We start from the raw sequence: 18,786 nt of genomic DNA, 5'->3' as shown, positions 1-18,786 counted from the left end.
ACACCATGAAATTCATCCATTTTGCGGATGCGCATTTAGATAGTCCATTTTTGGGGCTATCTTTTTTGCCATCTAAGAGCTTTGGGCAGATTCATCAAGCACCTAACCAATCACTGACTAGCATAGTCGACCTGGCTTTGCAGGAAAAGGTAGACTTGGTATTGATTGCGGGCGATACTTTTGACAGTCCGCGCCCCAATCCAAGTAGCCAACTGTTTTTTGCTGGTGAAATTGAGCGTTTAACTGCGGCTCACATTCAGGTGGTGATGATTTTTGGTAATCACGACCACATGCGAGCAGCTGACTTGCTAGTGCCGGATAGTCCCTTTTTCAAGTTATTGGGTGATGGTGAGCAGATAGAGGGAATTAAGGGCCAGACCGCAAGCGGCTTTACTTACGAGGTCAACGGCTTTTCTTACTTGCAAAACCACATCACCGCCAACAAGGTGATGCAATTGCCAGCTAAGAGTGGCCACTATACTTTCGGCCTGATGCATGCGCAAGAGCAATCTGGACAAAGCGGCCAAAATGTCTATGCACCTTTTACTTTGAGTGAGCTGAAAAATCTCAATTACGATTATTTTGCGCTGGGTCATATTCACCTGCGTCAAATGCTATCGACTAGTCCATTGATTGTTTATCCGGGTAATATTCAGGGGCGCCATGTTAATGAGTTGGGACCAAAAGGCTGCATTTTAGGTGAGATCAACGAACAAACAGGCCAAACGGAAATTAATTTTGTGCAAACAGGACCAATTGTCTGGCAAAGGGTTAAAGTTGAACTGGCGGGTCCAATTGCTCAAACTGCACTGCAAAGTCGGCTGTTGGCCACTTTGCAGGCTGATGTAACCACTTACTACAGTTTGCAGCTGGTTGGTGCTGAGTATTTGAATGACCAAGAACGAGAATTGGTTGAAGATAGTGATTTTTGGCAGTTGCTTTCTAGCAAACTTGACCATGGCTCACAGTTAGTTGATGTTCGCTTTGCGCCAAGCAGCCACCTTGAGATCGCTGCTAGTGATCGGGTATTCTTTGAAGAAGCGGAAAATGAGATCTTTACACCAGAGTACTTTGCCCAACTATGTCGGGACTGGTCTAAAAAAGATGATTTTGCCGCCCAATTAGCAGTAGCTCCTGATTTTTTAAAGAATGTGAGGGCTTTGGCTGAGGTCAAGTTAAACAGCCGCTTAAAGGGGATTAGCGATGAAATTAACTAAGATAAAAATTATTAATTTTGGTCAGTTTAGTAATTTTACCTTTGATCTAACTGCGGGTGATTTGACCGTCTTTTTTGGTGCTAATGAAGCTGGTAAAAGTACGATAGTAGCCTTTGTCAAGCAGGTAATGTTTGGCTTCCACTTGGCTAAGCATAGTTCTGACTTTTTTGAGGATTATCAGCCGCTGGCCCGGGTCAGTACGATGGGCGGTTCTTTGTTTTTTGCAAGTGAGACCGGTGATAATTTTGAGCTTGAGCGTCTATATGCTAGTGGTAAGGGTTCCAAGCTAGGAACACTGACCGTTAAGCGGAACGGGCAGGTAGTGCCTGAGGCGGTCTTTTTTGACCAGATTAAAAATATTGATGGTGACTTTTATGCTGACAGTTTCATTTTCAACCAGGATATGCTAGCTAAGGTCTTCAAGCTGCAGCAGACTGACTTACTCGAACGAATTTACTACCTTGGTGCGTCCAACAGTGATCAGTTAATTGATTTGCGCGCTGACTTTGTCAAAAAAGCCAGCGCTCTATTCAAGAAAAGTGGTACTAATCCGCCACTTAATCGCTTGGTAAAGCAACTAAAAGCAGAGGAGGAGGAAGTGAATGAGTCCGCGGGTGAATTTACTGACTACCAAGAACTTGCGGCGAAACTGCAGGAGCAAAAAAAGCTACTGGCCAAATTAGAAAGCGAACTGGCAGACTTACAGAAAAAGTATAAACGGATTGACTACTTAAAAAAATTGTTGCCGACTTACCGCAAACTAACTGACTTGAAGGGCCAAGTTGAGCAAGTAAACTTTGATCCAGACCACTTTCAGACGACGCAAACTGTTGCCTTGCAAGTTGAAAGCCTGCGCGAAGATAAACGGCAGCTGCAGACAAAATTTGACCGGTTCGGCCAAGAGCGAGCAGGCGACACCCAGGCAGAAAACTTACTGCATAAAAAACCGGAACTACTGCAATGGCAGGCAGAATACCGTACCTGCCGCGAACAGGAGCAGCAAATTGAACAGGAAAAGCAGCAATTGCTGACACTTGAACCAGCTTTGGCCAAGATTATCCACCTGGACCAGGCAGCGATTATCGATCTGCAACGGGAATACCAGGAACTGCCTCAAAAAGCAGCAACCCCAGTACCGCAGTCAAACATTTCCCAAATCATGCTACTTGCTGGGGGCGCATTGGTGGTGGTTGGACTAGTGCTGCTGGCAGCTGTGTCGAAAGTTGGTGGGGCAATAGTTCTAGCTACTGGAATTGCTAGTTTAGCTTATGGACTAGCTAGGCAAAAACAGGACCAAGAGAGCATAAACGACCAACAGGCAAAACAAAAAAAGGTGGCCGCTAGGCGGGCTACCTTTACCGCCAAGTATGGCCTTGAAGGAGATTTTGACCTGCACAACTTAGTGAACCAATGGCGACAGTATCAGCTGCAGGAGCAAAAGCAGCAGCATAATCGGCAACGTGAAAAAGACCTGTTGGACCAACTAAATAAGGTAGCAATTGCAACAGGCCATGTTTTGAATCAGCCGGTTACCAATGACTTCGCTGCTGTCTTGACTGCATTTGAGCAGCTGGAGCAGCAGCAAGTTAAGGACCGGCGCCAGCTTGAACAGCAGGCTAGCCTGCACAGTAACCTGCAACAAACTACTGCCAAATTGCACGATGCAGGACTTAAACTAAAGGCTGCCTTGGCACAAGCGCAGGTCGAGTCAATGGCTGATTACCAAAAATTGCAGTCCAAGCAGCAAGACCAGGCGGCCCTGTCAACCAAAATTGCAATAATGTCCGCTACCCTTAACGACGACTTGCCGCAATTAACGCAATTGCAGCAGCATCCTGAGCAAGCGACCAATCAACTAGTTGACCTGTCTAAGTCAATAGCGGATCATCAAACCAAGGTGCGGTCTCAGCAGGATAAAATTGCTGAAATAAAGGTAAAAATGAATAATTTGGCCAACTCGACCGCCGTTTTTGCCGCTCAACAAACTTTGGCCAATACCAAGACTAAGTTCCAAAACCTGTCAGCTGACTATCTAGCTAACTTAGTTGCTGCCAGGTGGATTGAGCGGGCACTTGACTTGGCCTCTAACGAGCGTTTTCCTAAGATGTTGGCAGCGGCCAAAGAATATTTGCGGCTGCTGACTAATAATCGGTATAATAGTATTGAAATTGCACAAAAAATAACGGTTACACGAGCAGACGGAAAGAAAATCAAGGTGCAGTACCTGTCGCGGGGAACGTCAGAACAACTTTATTTTGCCTTGAAGTTAGCCTTTGTTCAACAAATCAAAGATCAAATCAACCTGCCAGTTCTGATTGATGACTCTTTTGTTGACTTTGATGACCAGAGAACGGATCAGATTAAACAGTTGCTTGAACAGGTGGCTGCAAGTAACCAAGTGCTGATTTTTACGGCACAAGCTAGTTTGGTAGATAAGTTGCAGTTGCAGCCACTAACTTTTATGAAAGGAACCGAAAATGTATAAGCGCTTGCTGGACTATAACGATGGTGAGGAATTAGAGGCGGTCGTTTTAATCAAAAACTCCCAATTGCGGCATACCAAGAAGGGCAAACTATACCTGGCTATGACCTTTGGTGACGCTTCCGGTGAAATTCACGGTAATTTTTGGGATGCCAACAATCAGGACGCTGCCACGTTTAGTGCCGGGACAATCGTTGAATTGGATGGCCAGCGGGAAGAGTACCAGGGGCAACCACAGATTAAGATTTATGGCTTGCGGGTTGTCGGACCAGAAGAAGGGTATGACCTCAAGCAATTTATTAAGTCCGCTCCTGAAAAGATTTCCGACTTAAAGGAAGAGATTAACCAGTACGTGTTTGAGATTTTGAATCCAACTTGGAATCGGCTGGTCCGCTTTTTACTGAAAAAATGGGATCAGCGCTTCTTCGATTATCCCGCGGGTAAGAGTAACCACCATGCGGTGCGAGGCGGTTTAGTTTACCATACCGTTTCCATGCTAAGGGATGCTAAGGGGTTAGCTAATAACTATCCGCAAGTTGATCGTTCTTTACTCTATGCGGGGTGTATACTGCATGACATGGGTAAAGTACTGGAATTAACTGGTCCAGCCGCCACGCAATACACCACGGAGGGTAACTTAATCGGACATCTTGTTTTAATTGATGAACAAATCATGTTAGCCGCGCAGGAACTTAAAATTGACGCTGAATCTGAAGATTTGCTGCTACTCAGACACATGGTCCTGGCCCACCACGGCAAGTTTGAGTACGGCTCGCCGAAACTTCCGGCTCTGCTTGAAGCGGAATTACTCCACCGCATTGACGATCTGGATGCATCAATTTATGCCATTACTAACGCATTGCAGCATACCAGGCCGGGTGACTTTACTGATAATATCATGAGCCAGGGCGGTCGGAAGTTCTACCGGCCGAAAGTCGATGAAGCGCTCAGTAGTTCACGCAAATTAGAATAAACTAAAAAAGAAGTTCCATTGGAACTTCTTTTTTAGTTGATATCTATGAATTACTTCTTAGAAGCAGATGTATCAACATATGATGATAAGACATCCTTAAGATCCTTATCCTTGATTTGCGGATCGGCCTTCTTCAAAACCTTAGCAATTACGCTGCGTAAGGTTTCTTGGTTTTGTGACATTGACCGGTAAATTTGGTTGTCAATTTCCTTCTTATGCGAAGCAAATGATCCCTTACCTGGGTGCTTAATCATTCTAATAACGTGGTAACCAGATTGGGACTTAACTGGTTCCTTGGTGGTTTGCCCCGTCTTCAGCTTAAAAGCCGACTTCTTAAATGCAGAATCTAAACTTGAATCAGTTGAGTCAAACGCTGGCAGTTTACCGGCATCAGACTTGGTTCCAGTGTCTAGCGAATATTTCTTAACCAATTCCTTGAAGCTCTTGCCGTCATTCAGTTGCTTAATGATGTCTTCGGCCTGGGATTTCTTTGAAACAAGAATATGCTGAACGGTAACTTTAGGTTGGTATGATTTCCAAGCGTCCTCTTCTTGTTTCTTAGAAACTGACTTAATGTCCTTTAAGGCTGCTTCTGTAAGCAAGTTGGTTCTTAAGCTCTTCTTAAAGCTAGACGTAGTCATTCCATTTTGTTGCAATACAGCGTTGAATTGACCAGCATACTGCTTTTTGTAGTTTTTGAACTGCTTGTCTACTTCATCCTTAGAAACTTTACTGCCGTATTGTTCCTCTAAAGACCGGTTGATGATCATATTTGCTAGCGTGGTCTTACCTGCTTGCGATTCCTTCATCTCATCGTAATAGTCTTGCTGGGTAATCTTACCGCCCTTGTATGAAGCAACCGTCTTGCCGTTATTAGAACAAGCAGCAGTTGATAAAGCAAGACCTGCAACTACGACAGCTGCAGCTGCCTTCTTAAAATATTTATTCATAAAATAAATTCTCCACATCCTTATTAAAATAAGTCACTATTAATTAAGTCACTATTACCTAATATAACATAAACTGACGCATTCAGTTTTTTAAATTTCCATTTTTTAGCAAAACGCAAACTTTCCTAAGATTAACTGTTAATCTATCTCCTTTTGCGGCGCGCGGGCGTGTTGGTCAATAAGTTCGGCTTGGTGCTGCATTTTATTAACCAAGCGGGCAGTACTGGTCTGATAGCAGTCAAGTTCATTTTCCAGTTCAAACATAGTTTTTTGCACTTTAGGTAATGCCTGGTCAAACTCTTGCTCCGCTGCTTGCAACTTGTGTACGGCTGCAGTTAAGTCACCTGCATCAGTCTTGGCAGCTTCAAACTGAGCTTGGATCGGTTGGCCCAGCCGGTGACCGTTTTTATCTTTGACCAAAGCTAGAATAATCCCAGTAACCGCACCGACGGCTAGTCCTAAACTAAATTCTTTCATAAATTTTCCTTCCTTAAAATTGTTCCTTGATTTTGGTGGCAATTTTTTCGTAATCGGCTGAGGTATACTTTTCCGCATTGTTACGGGTTGCTAGTTTTAAGCCGTCACCCTCAAAGCGAGGAATAAAATGAACATGCGAGTGCATAACCACTTGATTGGCACTAGCTCCGTTGTTAGTGGTGATGTTCATACCGGTGATGTTAGTATCAAACTCCTTGATTGCGTTGGCGATGGCTGGAAGGTATTGTAAGTACCTTCGTGCATCCTCAGGAGTATAATCCAGCACATTAATAATATGTTTTTTGGGTACCATCAGGGTGTGCCCTGGATTGACCTGCGATAAGTCTAGAAAGGCTTTAACGTCATCATTTTCAAAGACGGTGTAGCTTGGCACAGTGCCTTGAATAATTTTACAAAATAAACATTCCTTATCTAACTCAGCCATTTTTAAACCTCTTATTTCAAAATTTAGTTTCTACTAATATCATGCTATCATATTAAATAAGTAAATTCATTAAAAGAAAGACGAGAATTATGGTTCTGAAAATAGAGCACTTAACCGGTGGGTACACGGGTGTGCCAGTCATTAAAGATATCAATTTGGAAATTAAAGCAGGCGAAGCATTGGGACTAATTGGTCTTAATGGTGCCGGTAAATCGACTACAATCAAGCATCTTCTGGGTCTTTTGCGTCCGCAAAAGGGACAGATTAGGTTGAATGATATCGACTTGAGTCGCCAACCAAGCGACTTTAAACGTCAGGTTGCTTACATTCCTGAGACCCCCGTGCTCTATTCCGAATTAACCCTCAAGGAGCACCTAGAACTAACTATGATGAGTTACCACTTGAATGAAAAAAATGCCTGGCTCAAAGCTCAAGAGCTATTGCAGCTATTCAGGTTGGATGACAAGTTGGAATGGTTACCGATTCATTTTTCAAAAGGGATGAAGCAAAAAGTGATGATTGTCAGTGCCTTTCTAGCCGATACCAGTCTACTAGTGATTGATGAACCTTTCACGGGACTTGATCCGCTAGCAGTCAGCAACTTGATTACATTAATTAATGAAGCGACTGCTGCAGGCAAGATGATGCTCATGTCGACCCACATCTTGACTGGGGCCGAACAGACCATCTCCCATTACGCTGTGCTCAACAATGGCACCATCGAAATGGTTGGTAGCCTTAACGCAATTCGCGCACATTATGGCCTAACGGAAGCGGACCCGATCGACCGCATTTACCAGGTTCTCAATCAGGAGCAGCAAAATGCGTGAGCTGGCTCAAGCAAGGTTGCGCAAGAACGTGCAGCAATCGCTCAAGTACCTAATGCTGGTCTTTAACGACTTTTTTATTTTAGCCTTAATGTTTTTGTTTGGTGGGCTAATGTTTTGGTATGCTCAAGCAATAAAGCAGATGCCGACTGCTTTGTGGTTTTATCGGCCGCTAGTTGGCCTCCTGCTTGGCACACCGCTGCTAGTCGGGAAGTTGGTAACACTCTTAAAACCGGCCGACTTGCAGTTTTTATTACCCCAAGATGATGGCTTGCGGCTATATTTAAAACCGCTTTTTAGCTATAGTTTAATCGTGCCCACCATCATTTTGTTACTGCTAGCGGGTATCTTATTTCCTTTTGCGGCGCTTAAGGCACAACTGCCAACCTTGAACTATCTTTTTGCTATTGTGCTGGTTCTACTTGCTAAAATATTGCAGTTGAAGGTGCAGGAACATAACCTTTTTGCAGGACGAAAACTTGCGCTTGCGCCGGTCACCTTGAGTTTGCTTTTGCTTTTGGCAGTGGCAATGGTCAAGCCTAATAGTATCTATGGGCTGGCCGTGCTAGTTGTACTCTGCATCATTTTGCTCACTTTAAGACCGCAAGCAAGTCCGTTAGTTGACTGGCCGTATGCGGTTGACCAGGAAGAAAATCGCAAAAATCGAGTTTACACCGCCTTTTCGATGTTTACGGACGTGAAAGAAAAACAAATTAGTATTAGTCGCCGGCCTTATCTAGACTTTCTGCTACCCCGGCATTTGGACCGTGAAACTCCCAACCGCTTCTTATACCGGCGGGCCCTCTTGCGTAATCCCGAATACTTGAATTTGTTAGTTCGCATGACCGCCTTTGCGGTGCTAGTTTCCTGGTTAGTGCAAAATACTTGGTGGGCCCTTGGCTTAACCTGTCTAGTTGTCTTTTTGACAGTCTATCAACTATTACCGCTCGTTTGTGAATTTGATGATAATATCATGTATCGGGTCTATCCCATCGAGCGGACCCAACGGGGCCGAGACTTAATAACTGTTTTGGCGCTTGCCTTACTGCTGCAGTGGCTAATTATCGGCCTCTTTTGGCTGGTTCTGTTACCGATAAACTTGCAGTTGTGGGAAGCAATTGGTAGTTTGGTCATTTGGACTAATGTCCTTTTAAACCTTTACTTGCCATATGAAATAAAGAAGGGGAAGATTAATTAATGAGATTACGAAAAAAGCCCTGGGCCGTTGACCTGGTCCAGGCTCATCCAGAAAGTGTGCTTGACCGACCAGACCCGTCCAAGCAGATTGACTGGTCGCAGCGCTTCAGTGATTTTAGTCGGCCGCTGGCCATTGAAATTGGCTCGGGTAAGGGGAGATTCATTGCCAGCTTGGCTGAACAACACCCAGAAATGAATTTTGTGGCCGTTGAATTACAAATAACGGCTGCGGGCATGATTTTACGTAGCAAGTTAGAAAAAAACTTGACTAACCTGCAGATTTTGTGTGCGGATGCTGTCAATCTCGATGCCTTCTTTCCGCCTCACCAGGCCGAAGTGCTTTATCTGAATTTCAGTGATCCCTGGCCCAAGACACGGCATGAGAAGCGGCGCTTGACCTATCAGACTTTTTTAGAGAAGTATCAGACCATTTTAACGAGCGGGGGTGTGGTTGAATTTAAGACAGATAACGCGGGCCTATTTGCCTATTCACTACAAAGCATGAATAACTATGGCATGTATTTTGACTTTGTCTCTGTCGACCTGCATCATGAGGCTGCAAAAGTGCTGGCTGCCAACGTAGAAACGGAGTATGAGCACAAGTTTGCGGTCCAGGGTAATCCGATTTATGCACTTCACGCCAGATTTAGGGTAAAATAAAAGGATAAACTACCAAAACTAATAGCGAGGTTTTATTATGGAACAAATTAAACAATTAGATGAGGCAAAATTAACTGAACTTACTGGCAAGGGCCGAGTTGTCCTGGAATTTTCTGCCGATTGGTGTCCAGATTGCCGATTTTTGGAACAATTTATGCCTGCAATTGAGCAAGATTTTGCCGATAGCAAGTTTGTGCAAGTCGACCTCGACGGAGCAGTTGAGGTCGCAAAGAACCATGATATTTTGGGCATTCCTTCATTTGTGGTCTATCAAGATGGTCAAGAAGTTGGGCGACTAGTTAATAAGGAACGCAAAACTAAGGACCAAGTTGAAGACTTTTTACGGTCGATTGACTAAGTGAAAGAGGATTTTAGATGATTACTAGTATCAATAAGCGTAGCTATCCTAACACCTTGATTGTTATTTTAGGGCAAGACCAGGGGCTGAGTAAGTATGAGGAACAGGGCGAGGTAACCCGGATTGCTGATGAAACAGGTAAGACGATTGGTTATAATTTTTTCAATGTTGACCAGGTGATTGATTATGACAAGTTACCGGATGGTCAAGTTAAATTGACTGACGACCAATTGCTTGCCCTAAATCAAAAATTAACTTCTGCTGGTTTTGCTGATCAACTTGCTTATGGCCAGCCAACGCTAGTTTATGGTTACGTCAAGACCTGTGAAAAACATCCGGATTCAGACCACCTACACGTTACAACTGTTGATGTCGGTGGTGAGGAATACCAGATTGTTTGTGGAGCCCCTAACATTGACCAAGGCCAAAAAGTGGTGGTTGCTCTGCCAGGAACCTTGATGCCTAATGGCCAACAAATTTGGCCAGGAAAACTACGCCAGGTTGATTCCTATGGCATGATTTGCTCGGCTCGCGAATTAGGGCTCAAGCATGCTCCACAAAAGCGGGGCATCTTGGTTGTACCCGATGACTTTACCGTGGGTGCAGCATTTGATCCAGTGAAGTGCGATGAGCTGTTAGCAAGTGGTGTGCTTGCCTAAAAAAAGAACTTCCCGTTGAGGAAGTTCTTTTTTGACAAAGTTATTTGATTTGGCGTGGTGCTGCTGCCCTTTTCACCTAAAAATGGTAGAATGGTAAGCGATTGAATTATATTGGGGGAGCTAAGGGAATGTTAGATAAGAACAAGCAGATTTGGCTAATTGGAATTAAGGGGACCGGAATGGCTGCACTGGCTATGTTGCTCAATGATCTGGGTTATGAGGTTGCCGGTAGTGACATTGAAAAATATACCTTTACCCAGGAACCACTTGCAAAAGCAAGCATTAGGGTCTTGCCCTTTGCTGCAGCTAACATTAAGCATGGCGGTCAGGTGATCGTCAAGGGCAATGCCTTCAAGGCTGATAACATCGAGGTACGCGCCTGCGAGGAGCAGGGGATTTCATGGCAGAGCTATCCCGATACGGTTGAAGAAATTGTCAAAATGCATACGAGTATTGGCGTTTCAGGTACTCACGGGAAGACTTCGACAACTGGCTTATTAGCCCAGGTAATGACTGAGGCAGCTCCGACCTCCTATCTGATTGGTGACGGCCAAGGTAAAGGAATCAAGGATTCGCGCTTCTTTGTTTACGAAGCTGATGAATACCGGCGTCACTTCCTCGCCTACCACCCAGATTACCAAATTATGACTAACATTGATTTTGACCATCCCGACTACTTTAAGGACCAGGATGATTACACTTCAGCCTTTCAGACTGCTGCTGATCAGACACAAAAGGGCTTGTTTGTCTGGGGTGGTAATGACCGCTTACGTCAATTACAGACCAAGGTTGCCAAGTATAGTTACGGTTTTAATGATAGCGATGACTTTCAAGCTGTTAACGTGAAGAAAATGACGACTGGTTCAACTTTTAATGTGGTGGCCCACGGGACAGATTTAGGGGAGTTTACTATTCATCTCTTCGGTGACCATAGCATCCTGAATGCGACGGCTGTAATTGCAGTTGCTTATACCGAAAAAATCCCCTTAGCCGAGATCAAAAAGGGACTACTTGATTATCAGGGAGCAAAGCGCCGATTTGCTGAAAAAGACTTTGGCGACGTTAAGATAATTGATGATTATGCTCACCACCCAACCGAAATGCGGGCTACCATTCAGGCAGCGCGGCAAAAGTTTCCGCACCAGCACCTGGTTGTCGTTTTTCAGCCGCATACCTTTTCGCGGACTAAGAAATATGCTGCCGCTTTTGCTGAAATCTTGCGTGGAGTTGATAAGGTTTATATTACGCCAATTTATGCTTCGGCGCGGGAAGCAAGCGGAGATATTTCAAGTGCCGACCTAGTGGCCCAAATTCCTGGTGCTGAAGTTATTGACCTTGATAACATGACTGAGCTAGCAAAAAATAACGACAGTGTGATTGTCTTTATGGGTGCGGGCGATATTCAGAAGTATGAAGATGCCTTGGAAAAGTTACTCTAACTAAGTTCAAGTAGAAAGACTGTTAACCTTAATTAGGTAACGGTCTTTTTGGTTGCCTGCTTATTCCGTTTAAAATTCTAGTTAAGCAGATAGAAGAAGCGAACTCGAGACCACATCCTGCAGCAAGCCGCAAAAACTGTTAAAATGGTAGTTGAGTTAATCAACTGCTTTGATGGATGAGGAGATTTAATGGCTGATCAAAAATTACTTTTAATCGATGGTAATTCCATTGCCTTTCGGGCTTTTTATGCGTTGTACCGCCAACTTGAGAATTTCAAAAATTCCGAAGGCTTGCATACTAATGCTATTTATACTTTTAAAAATATGCTTGACGTGTTGCTCGCTGAGGTTAAACCCAACCATATTTTGGTGGCTTTTGATGCTGGTAAGACAACCTTTAGAACGGCCATGTACGGCGAATATAAGGGCGGCCGCCAGAAGACCCCGCCAGAATTGCTTGAGCAGTTACCGTATATTCAAGAATTACTCCATGATCTCGGTATTTCAACCTATGAACTGGAAAACTATGAGGCTGACGATATTATTGGCACTTTTGCCAGATTAGGTGAAGAAAAAGACTTTAAGGTCACAGTTGTGACCGGCGATAAGGACCTGACCCAGCTTGCCACGAGCAAGACGACAGTTATGGTGACTAAGTCGGGTGTGATGAACTTAGAAAACTATACGCCTGAGCATATGAAAGAAGTTAATGGGGTTACCCCTACCCAGTTTATTGACATGAAAGCACTCATGGGTGATAACTCGGATAACTATCCGGGCGTAACTAAAGTTGGCCCCAAGACGGCCTCACAGCTAATCCAGAAGTATGGGTCGCTTGAAAATCTCTATAACCATATTGATGAAATGAAAGAATCCAAGCTGAAGGAGAACTTGCGCAATGATCGCGATCAGGCTTTTTTGGCCCAAAAGCTGGCCACAATTGAGCGGGCTACACCGGTTACAATTGGTCTTAAGGAGCTTAAGAAGCGCAAGCCAGACTACCAGAAGTTGCGTCGTTTTTATGAAAAGATGAACTTTCAAAAGTTTCTTGGTGAATTGGATCCGGCAGGTGATAATGCAGGCGCAACCCAGGCAAAGACGAAAACAGTGAAAGTTGATTATACCGAATTAACCGAAAATAATCTTGCTGCAATTAAGCCAGCTGAAAAACAGCCAATTAGTTTTTACCTTGGCCTACTGGGTGCTAATTACCACTTGGCCGACTTTGTTGGCTTTGCCATCAAAACGCAAGCTGGAATCTTTGTTAGCCGGGATGTAAATCTGTTAAAGACAACTGGATTAAAGCGGCTATTGGAAGATGATCAGCTTAAAAAGAACGTCTTCGACTTGAAACGGACGATAGTTGGGTTACACCGGCTAGGAATTGAAGCTGGCGGGATTGATTATGACATGCTCCTGGCTTCGTACTTAATTAATAATGAAAATAATTTTGATGACCTGGGTGAAGTTTGCCGGATGTACGGTGAAAATTCGGTCAAAAGCGATTACGCGGTCTATGGTAAGGGCAAGAGTGTCAAAATTCCAGAAGATGACCAGGTCTTGTTCAACCACTTGGCCGGTAAGGTTAAAGCCCTAGCAGAATTAAAACCGACTTTGCTAGATCAACTTAAAGAACACGAGCAAGATGACTTATATGCCAGTATCGAAATTCCCGTTGCGCGAGTATTAGCAACTATGGAAATCAGCGGTATTAAGGTTGAGGCTGCAACTTTAAGCGAGTTACAAAATGAATTTGCGGTGGAGCTTAAAGAGTTAAAGCGTAAAATTTATCAGGAGGCTGGCGAAGAGTTCAACCTCAATTCCCCTAAACAACTGGGACACATCCTGTTTGAAAAAATGGGCCTCTCCCCGATTAAAAAAACTAAGACAGGTTACTCGACTTCAGTTGACGTTTTGCACCAACTGCAGGACCAAAGCCCGATTATTGCCCAAATCTTGACTTACCGGCAAATCGCTAAGATTCAGTCAACTTATGTCAATGGCCTCTTAGACGTCATTCAACCAGATGGACGGGTACATACCCGCTACCTGCAAACTTTGACTGCAACTGGCCGCTTATCGTCAGTTGATCCTAACTTGCAGAACATTCCAACCAGAACTGAAGAGGGTAAGCAAATTAGAAAGGCCTTTGTACCAAGTCAGGCTGATGGCTATATCTTTTCCTGCGACTATTCTCAGATTGAATTGCGGGTTTTGGCCCAGGTTTCAGGGGATGAGCAGATGCAAGAGGCCTTTAGAACCGGCTATGATATTCATGCTCATACGGCCATGAAGATTTTCGGCTTAAAGTCACCGGACGAGGTTACGCCATTGATGCGGCGACGTGCTAAGGCAGTTAACTTTGGGATTGTCTATGGCATTTCGGATTACGGCTTGTCCAAAAATCTTAATATCAGTCGGCCGCAAGCCAAAGAGTTTATTGATAATTATTTCGCCCAATATCCGCAAATCAAGGAATACATGGATAAGGCGGTTCAAGTAGCGCGAGAAAAGGGATATGCCGAAACAATTATGCACCGGCGCCGGTACTTGCCAGATATCCATGCCAAGAACTTTAATGTGCGTTCATTTGCAGAACGAACAGCAATTAATTCGCCAATCCAGGGATCAGCTGCTGATATTATCAAAATTGCGATGATTAACATGCAAAAGAAGTTGGACGACCTGCAGCTGAAGAGCAAAATGGTGGTGCAGGTGCATGATGAATTGATTTTTGATGTACCTAAAGAAGAGCTGGCTACAATTAAGGAAATTGTACCGCAAGTGATGCAGGCAGCGGTGCAGCTCGATGTTCCACTAGTAGCGGATTCAGGTTATGGTCATAATTGGTTCGATGCAAAGTAAGGAGTAATAACTAATGCCAGAAATGCCGGAGGTTGAAACGGTTCGGCGCACCTTGTTGCCGTTAATTAAAGGAAAAACCATCAAAGAAGTTAAGCTGTGGTATCCCAAGATTATTGCCAGTGACCCACTGGAATTTACTAGTCAGCTTGCCGGTAAAAAAATCGTAACGATTGACCGCTATGCCAAGTACTTACTGCTTCGCCTTAGTGGACAGTTAACAATTGTGTCGCACTTGCGCATGGAAGGAAAGTATCGCTTAGTAAGGGCTTCTGATCCGAAGGGGAAGCACGATCATGTTCAGTTTGTTTTTACCGATGGAACAGGCTTACGTTATAATGATGTGCGTAAATTTGGGCGGATGCAGTTGGTGAAGACGGGAACGGAAAAAATCGTAACCGGGATTAGTAAACTAGGTGTGGAACCCAATTCAAGCGGCTTTACCAAAGCTGCCCTGGTCAAGGGCATGGCCGGCAAAAATAAGAGCATTAAAAATGCCTTGCTGGACCAATCCGTCGTGGCGGGGCTAGGCAATATATACGTCGACGAGGTCCTATGGGAAAGCAAAATTCATCCCTTGAGTATGGCCAACCAAATTTCTAAGTACAAGCTTGGTCAACTTCATGACAACATTAACGCGCTGATTGCACTTGCCATTGCGGAACGTGGGACGACCGTCCACACTTATCTTGATGCCAACGGACAGACCGGTGGTTTTCAGAAAATGCTGCGCGTTTATGGCCACCAGGGTGAACCATGTCTGCGCTGTGGTACCCCCCTCGAGAAGATCAAGGTTACGGGACGCGGGACGACCTACTGCCCGCACTGCCAGGTGTTGTACAAATGACGTTGGTCTTGGGCCTAACGGGCGGGATTGCGAGCGGTAAAAGCACTGCTGACCGTTTTTTTAGCCAAAACCAGGTTCCCCTGATTGATAGCGACCAAATTGCACACGATCTTTTAAATGTTGGAGCTGCCGGTTATGCTGTGGTAGTAGAGCAATTTGGCCCAGCAATTGTCAACTCTGACCAAAGTATTAACCGGGCTAAACTAGGACAGCTGGTGTTTGCTAAACCAGCGCAACGGGAAGTTTTGAATAATATTACCCACCCGTTGATTTTTCGGGAAATTCAGACTAAAATTACGCAAAATAGGCAAGCTAAAGTCCCGCTGGTGGTTTTTGATGCTCCGCTATTGTTTGAGTCTGGCGGCCAAAAATACTGTGACCGCACCTTGCTAATCGCTTTACCCGCACAATTGCAGTTGGAACGGTTGATGGCGCGGGATCGGCTAAGCCGCCAAGCAGCCCTAGAGAGAATTCACAGTCAAATGCCGCTAGCCCAAAAAGCTAAGTTGGCTGACTATGTCATTGCTAATACTGGTACAATAGAAGAATTAGAGAGCAAGCTAAAAAAATTGCTAGGTAAACTAAAGAAGGAGGACTAAGATGGAATGTCCTAATTGTCGACAAAATGCCTCACGCGTAATTGATTCGCGTCCCAGCGATGAAAATCGGGCAATCAGACGGCGGCGTGAATGTGAAAATTGTGGTTTTCGCTTCACCACTTTTGAACGGGTTGAAACGACTCCCTTATTGGTTATTAAAAATGACGGAACACGTGAACCGTTTAGCCGAAAAAAAATTCTCCATGGTGTGATGGCAGCAGGGCAAAAGCGTCCAATTACTAGCGTCCAATTCGAGCAACTCGTTGACCACGTTGAAAATAAGGTAAGGCAACAAGGCATTAGCGAAATCTCGTCCAAGAAGATTGGGCAATTAGTGATGGATGAACTAGCTAGTATTGATGATGTTGCTTATATTCGTTTTGCCTCGATCTACCGTGAGTTCAAAGATATGTCGAGCTTCATGAAGACCATGGAAGATATGATGGCTAAGCGCGAGAAGGGGAATTAACTGTGTCTAAGACCCCTAATCCCAAGCAGCCCTTCTTCATTATTAACCGGGTAGAGGTGTCCGCGCCAGAATTGCGTACCTTAGTCAAGCTTTATCAACCATTGGTGGGCTCCCAGGCACTAGCTCTTTACCTAAGTTTAAACGAGGATTACCGTTCTGATGCAATTTTGTCGGACTCCCAGGCCATCTATCAATTGTTTGAACAACTAGATTGTGACGGTAAGAGTCTGTTTGCAGCCCTTCATAAGCTGGAAGCGGTGGGGCTAGTGCAGACCCGTCTGGCCAATAATGAAATTATGGGTGAGGTTTTACTTTTTCAGCTGACCAGCGTGCCAAGTAGCAGTGAATTTTTTGCGACCGCGTTGTTAGCCAGCCTACTTAAGGAAAAGGTGGGTGTTACTGCCTTTCAAAAATTGAGTCGCGACTTTGCTCGTGAAAGTAAGCGCAATGAAAATCAGGTTAACGGTATGCAGAATGCCCAAGACATTTCGGCCTCGTTTATGGAAGTCTTTCGCTTACCGGCAGCAGAAGCAATTGACCCTTCGCTTGAAGTTAAGCAAGCCGCGCGCGAAAACCAGCCTCAAAAGGATGCTAGAGCTAGAATTAATGAAGATGACCACATTGATTGGGACTTTATGAAGCAGCAGTTTGAAATTTATCAAATTGCTGGCTCTGAAATTGATCGCAACCGTGAAGCAATTCGCGGCGTAATGCGGACCTATGGCTTGTCGGAGCAGGAATTCGTAGATGAGGCGCTGCCTTGTTTGCACGGCGATTACCAGCTTAATATGACTTTGGTGAAGCAGACCATAGCAGCCAGCATACATGCGGATCGCACGCGCCAACAAATGAAGGCAGCAACGCCGACAACTGCTAACCGCGCCAGCAGTGGCGCTGGCTTAGAACCGCAAGCACAAAAGGTTCTGCAGTTGGCCCAGACCAAGTCGCCGGCCCAATTTTTGTATAAACTAAAAACAGCTAAAAATGACTATGTAGATGCTAGTGAGTATAAGGTGGTTGATAGTTTATATAATGAAAAGGGTATTCCGGCGGAGCTGCTCAACATCTTAACTTATGCTTGCCTGAAGAGTGGTCCCAATATTTCTTATCGATTAGCCAATAAGATTTTGCATGACTGGCTGCAGCACGGGGTCAAAGATGGTCGTCAAGCCCTTGAATATCTGGCCCAAAGAGAGCAAAACAAGGGACAATACCAGCGTCGTTATGCGCCCCAGAAGCGGGTTGAAAAAGGAACTGATTGGAGCAAGCATCAGGCAAAGGAAAGGACAGATGTTTCGGCGGATGATTTGAAAAACTTTTTCAAAAATCTTGAGGACGAAACCGGGTTAAGTTAGGTGAATATGATGCAATCGATTGGTGATTTTATGGATAAAAATATTGCGAGTTTAGCCCAAAAAGAAAATCCGGCAGCGATCCGGAAACAGGTTCTGGCAGAGCCTAAAGTGCGAGCGTTTCTTAAAGCACATGCGGACCAGATTACCCCAGATATGATTGAAAAAAGTTTGTCCAACCTCTATGAATTTTGCATGCAGCAGCATAAGCAGGATCCGGTGACCAGGGACTACCAGCCCCAGCTGATTTTGAATAGTAATGCAATCGATTTACAATATGCACCGAAAGCTAGTAAGATTGCTCATGATTCCGAGCTTAAGGTCAGGAAAAATGTCAGCTTGATTAACTTACCGCAGTCTTTACATGAAGTTAGCCTGAGCGAACTGGAAGTGACAAAAGGGAGGACGGACGCATTAGCAGAAATTCGACAATTTTTAGCCAAATACCAGGAAAATGTTCACCAAAAGGGTCTGTACCTTTATGGTGATTTTGGCATCGGCAAAACCTACATGCTGGCTGGCCTAGCTAACCAGCTGGCGGCTTGGAACAAAAAGGTGGTGTTCTTGCATGTCCCAACCTTTATCGCCACGCTGTCCAGTCACTTTGGTGATAATTCTTTGCCAGATGAGCTTCAGCGTATTTCTAACTGTGATGTTCTGATTTTAGATGATATTGGTGCCGAAACGCTTAGCCAGTGGTCTCGGGATGAGGTACTCGCAGTTATTTTGCAGAGCCGCATGGACAACGTTCTTCCAACCTTTTTTTCAGCAAATATGGCAATGGACGACTTGGAAGAACACTTCAAGGAAACTAAGAATGCCCTTGATCCGGTCAAGGCGGCGCGGCTGTTAGAGCGGGTGCGAACACTGGCAACTGAAGTGACAGTTTCGGGTCAGAACCGGCGAAGGTAAATTAAAATAACCTAAAAAATAATTTGCATTCGTAATTTCTTTATGTATAATGATATTCAAT

General features: G+C 44.6%; 18 protein-coding genes. 15 read left to right on the top strand and 3 right to left on the bottom strand.

Annotation, left to right across the window (positions count from 1 at the left end; genetic code table 11):
• Positions 1–5: 5 nt before the first annotated feature.
• From ACSYSN_RS05365 to ACSYSN_RS05355, 3 genes are read left to right on the top strand one after another with little or no spacing between them, the layout of a single operon-like run.
• Positions 6–1,217: a metallophosphoesterase family protein gene (locus ACSYSN_RS05365; protein WP_491711880.1), complete on the top strand. Its 1,212-nt coding sequence runs from the start codon at positions 6–8 to the stop codon at positions 1,215–1,217.
• Complete coding sequence (locus tag ACSYSN_RS05360; protein WP_491711879.1) at positions 1,204–3,702, top strand: ATP-binding protein; 2,499 nt, start codon at positions 1,204–1,206, stop codon at positions 3,700–3,702. The genes ACSYSN_RS05365 and ACSYSN_RS05360 overlap by 14 nt, the downstream gene beginning before the upstream one ends.
• Positions 3,695–4,672 carry a 3'-5' exoribonuclease YhaM family protein gene (locus ACSYSN_RS05355; protein ID WP_317637009.1) on the top strand — a complete coding sequence of 326 codons (978 nt, stop codon included), beginning with the start codon at positions 3,695–3,697 and terminating at the stop codon, positions 4,670–4,672. Before ACSYSN_RS05360 ends, ACSYSN_RS05355 begins: the two co-directional genes overlap by 8 nt.
• A 50-nt stretch (positions 4,673–4,722) precedes the next feature.
• On the opposite strand, the gene ACSYSN_RS05350 is transcribed toward ACSYSN_RS05355, so the two are convergent.
• The 3 genes from ACSYSN_RS05350 to ACSYSN_RS05340 all read right to left on the bottom strand — a co-directional run bounded on the left by ACSYSN_RS05350 (position 4,723) and on the right by ACSYSN_RS05340 (position 6,544).
• Positions 4,723–5,622, bottom strand: a complete 900-nt coding sequence (locus ACSYSN_RS05350; protein WP_491711878.1) for a peptidylprolyl isomerase PrsA — start codon at positions 5,620–5,622, stop codon at positions 4,723–4,725.
• A gap of 138 nt (positions 5,623–5,760) precedes the next feature.
• A complete protein-coding gene (locus ACSYSN_RS05345) occupies positions 5,761–6,099 on the bottom strand; it encodes a hypothetical protein (protein WP_491711877.1) in 339 nt (112 codons plus the stop codon).
• 13 nt (positions 6,100–6,112) lie between these two features.
• Entirely contained in the window at positions 6,113–6,544 is a 432-nt protein-coding gene (locus ACSYSN_RS05340; protein WP_491711876.1) for an HIT family protein, read from the bottom strand.
• Positions 6,545–6,633: 89 nt separating this feature from the next.
• On the opposite strand from ACSYSN_RS05340, the gene ACSYSN_RS05335 reads away from it, so the two are divergent.
• From ACSYSN_RS05335 to dnaI, 12 genes are all read left to right on the top strand, one after another.
• Complete coding sequence (locus tag ACSYSN_RS05335) at positions 6,634–7,374, top strand: ABC transporter ATP-binding protein (protein ID WP_491711875.1); 741 nt, start codon at positions 6,634–6,636, stop codon at positions 7,372–7,374.
• Entirely contained in the window at positions 7,367–8,569 is a 1,203-nt protein-coding gene (locus ACSYSN_RS05330) for an ABC transporter permease (RefSeq protein WP_491711874.1), read from the top strand. Before ACSYSN_RS05335 ends, ACSYSN_RS05330 begins: the two co-directional genes overlap by 8 nt.
• The gene (gene trmB, locus ACSYSN_RS05325; RefSeq protein WP_491711873.1) at positions 8,569–9,228 is read left to right on the top strand and encodes a tRNA (guanosine(46)-N7)-methyltransferase TrmB; all 660 of its coding nucleotides are present in this window, start codon (positions 8,569–8,571) and stop codon (positions 9,226–9,228) included. The genes ACSYSN_RS05330 and trmB overlap by 1 nt, the downstream gene beginning before the upstream one ends.
• Positions 9,229–9,265: 37 nt before the next feature.
• Positions 9,266–9,586 (top strand): thioredoxin family protein, encoded by a 321-nt coding sequence (locus tag ACSYSN_RS05320; RefSeq protein WP_317637002.1) that lies wholly within the window; start codon positions 9,266–9,268, stop codon positions 9,584–9,586.
• A 17-nt stretch (positions 9,587–9,603) separates the two neighbouring features.
• On the top strand, positions 9,604–10,245 hold the full coding sequence (gene ytpR / locus ACSYSN_RS05315; RefSeq protein WP_317637001.1) for a YtpR family tRNA-binding protein: 642 nt from the start codon (positions 9,604–9,606) through the stop codon (positions 10,243–10,245).
• Between the two features lie 128 nt (positions 10,246–10,373).
• The gene (gene murC / locus ACSYSN_RS05310; RefSeq protein ID WP_491711872.1) at positions 10,374–11,684 is read left to right on the top strand and encodes a UDP-N-acetylmuramate--L-alanine ligase; all 1,311 of its coding nucleotides are present in this window, start codon (positions 10,374–10,376) and stop codon (positions 11,682–11,684) included.
• Between the two features lie 189 nt (positions 11,685–11,873).
• Positions 11,874–14,549: a DNA polymerase I gene (gene polA, locus ACSYSN_RS05305; protein WP_491711871.1), complete on the top strand. Its 2,676-nt coding sequence runs from the start codon at positions 11,874–11,876 to the stop codon at positions 14,547–14,549.
• 13 nt (positions 14,550–14,562) lie between these two features.
• Positions 14,563–15,393, top strand: coding sequence for a bifunctional DNA-formamidopyrimidine glycosylase/DNA-(apurinic or apyrimidinic site) lyase (gene mutM, locus ACSYSN_RS05300; RefSeq protein WP_491711870.1), 831 nt, complete (start codon positions 14,563–14,565; stop codon positions 15,391–15,393).
• Complete coding sequence (gene coaE, locus ACSYSN_RS05295; protein WP_491711869.1) at positions 15,390–15,992, top strand: dephospho-CoA kinase; 603 nt, start codon at positions 15,390–15,392, stop codon at positions 15,990–15,992. The genes mutM and coaE overlap by 4 nt, the downstream gene beginning before the upstream one ends.
• Before the next feature lies 1 nt (position 15,993).
• A complete protein-coding gene (nrdR, locus tag ACSYSN_RS05290) occupies positions 15,994–16,461 on the top strand; it encodes a transcriptional regulator NrdR (RefSeq protein ID WP_491711868.1) in 468 nt (155 codons plus the stop codon).
• Between the two features lie 2 nt (positions 16,462–16,463).
• The gene (locus tag ACSYSN_RS05285) at positions 16,464–17,816 is read left to right on the top strand and encodes a DnaD domain protein (protein WP_491711867.1); all 1,353 of its coding nucleotides are present in this window, start codon (positions 16,464–16,466) and stop codon (positions 17,814–17,816) included.
• A gap of 9 nt (positions 17,817–17,825) precedes the next feature.
• A complete protein-coding gene (dnaI, locus tag ACSYSN_RS05280; protein WP_491712909.1) occupies positions 17,826–18,725 on the top strand; it encodes a primosomal protein DnaI in 900 nt (299 codons plus the stop codon).
• The last annotated feature ends 61 nt before the right edge of the window (positions 18,726–18,786 follow it).

The sequence above is a fragment of the Lactobacillus sp. ESL1191 genome (assembly GCF_058504435.1).
The sequence above is the reverse complement of the archived record's forward strand: the minus strand, read 5'-3'. Positions and strand labels throughout refer to the sequence as shown.

Bases quoted from the DNA above. Each gene is read 5' to 3' on its own strand.
- ACSYSN_RS05365 (WP_491711880.1), top strand. From the start codon at position 6: ATGAAATTCATCCATTTTGCGGATGCGCATTTAGATAGTCCATTTTTG.
- ACSYSN_RS05360 (WP_491711879.1), top strand. From the start codon at position 1,204: ATGAAATTAACTAAGATAAAAATTATTAATTTTGGTCAGTTTAGTAAT.
- ACSYSN_RS05355 (WP_317637009.1), top strand. From the start codon at position 3,695: ATGTATAAGCGCTTGCTGGACTATAACGATGGTGAGGAATTAGAGGCG.
- ACSYSN_RS05350 (WP_491711878.1), bottom strand. From the start codon at position 5,622: ATGAATAAATATTTTAAGAAGGCAGCTGCAGCTGTCGTAGTTGCAGGT.
- ACSYSN_RS05345 (WP_491711877.1), bottom strand. From the start codon at position 6,099: ATGAAAGAATTTAGTTTAGGACTAGCCGTCGGTGCGGTTACTGGGATT.
- ACSYSN_RS05340 (WP_491711876.1), bottom strand. From the start codon at position 6,544: ATGGCTGAGTTAGATAAGGAATGTTTATTTTGTAAAATTATTCAAGGC.
- ACSYSN_RS05335 (WP_491711875.1), top strand. From the start codon at position 6,634: ATGGTTCTGAAAATAGAGCACTTAACCGGTGGGTACACGGGTGTGCCA.
- ACSYSN_RS05330 (WP_491711874.1), top strand. From the start codon at position 7,367: ATGCGTGAGCTGGCTCAAGCAAGGTTGCGCAAGAACGTGCAGCAATCG.
- trmB (WP_491711873.1), top strand. From the start codon at position 8,569: ATGAGATTACGAAAAAAGCCCTGGGCCGTTGACCTGGTCCAGGCTCAT.
- ACSYSN_RS05320 (WP_317637002.1), top strand. From the start codon at position 9,266: ATGGAACAAATTAAACAATTAGATGAGGCAAAATTAACTGAACTTACT.
- ytpR (WP_317637001.1), top strand. From the start codon at position 9,604: ATGATTACTAGTATCAATAAGCGTAGCTATCCTAACACCTTGATTGTT.
- murC (WP_491711872.1), top strand. From the start codon at position 10,374: ATGTTAGATAAGAACAAGCAGATTTGGCTAATTGGAATTAAGGGGACC.
- polA (WP_491711871.1), top strand. From the start codon at position 11,874: ATGGCTGATCAAAAATTACTTTTAATCGATGGTAATTCCATTGCCTTT.
- mutM (WP_491711870.1), top strand. From the start codon at position 14,563: ATGCCAGAAATGCCGGAGGTTGAAACGGTTCGGCGCACCTTGTTGCCG.
- coaE (WP_491711869.1), top strand. From the start codon at position 15,390: ATGACGTTGGTCTTGGGCCTAACGGGCGGGATTGCGAGCGGTAAAAGC.
- nrdR (WP_491711868.1), top strand. From the start codon at position 15,994: ATGGAATGTCCTAATTGTCGACAAAATGCCTCACGCGTAATTGATTCG.
- dnaI (WP_491712909.1), top strand. From the start codon at position 17,826: ATGCAATCGATTGGTGATTTTATGGATAAAAATATTGCGAGTTTAGCC.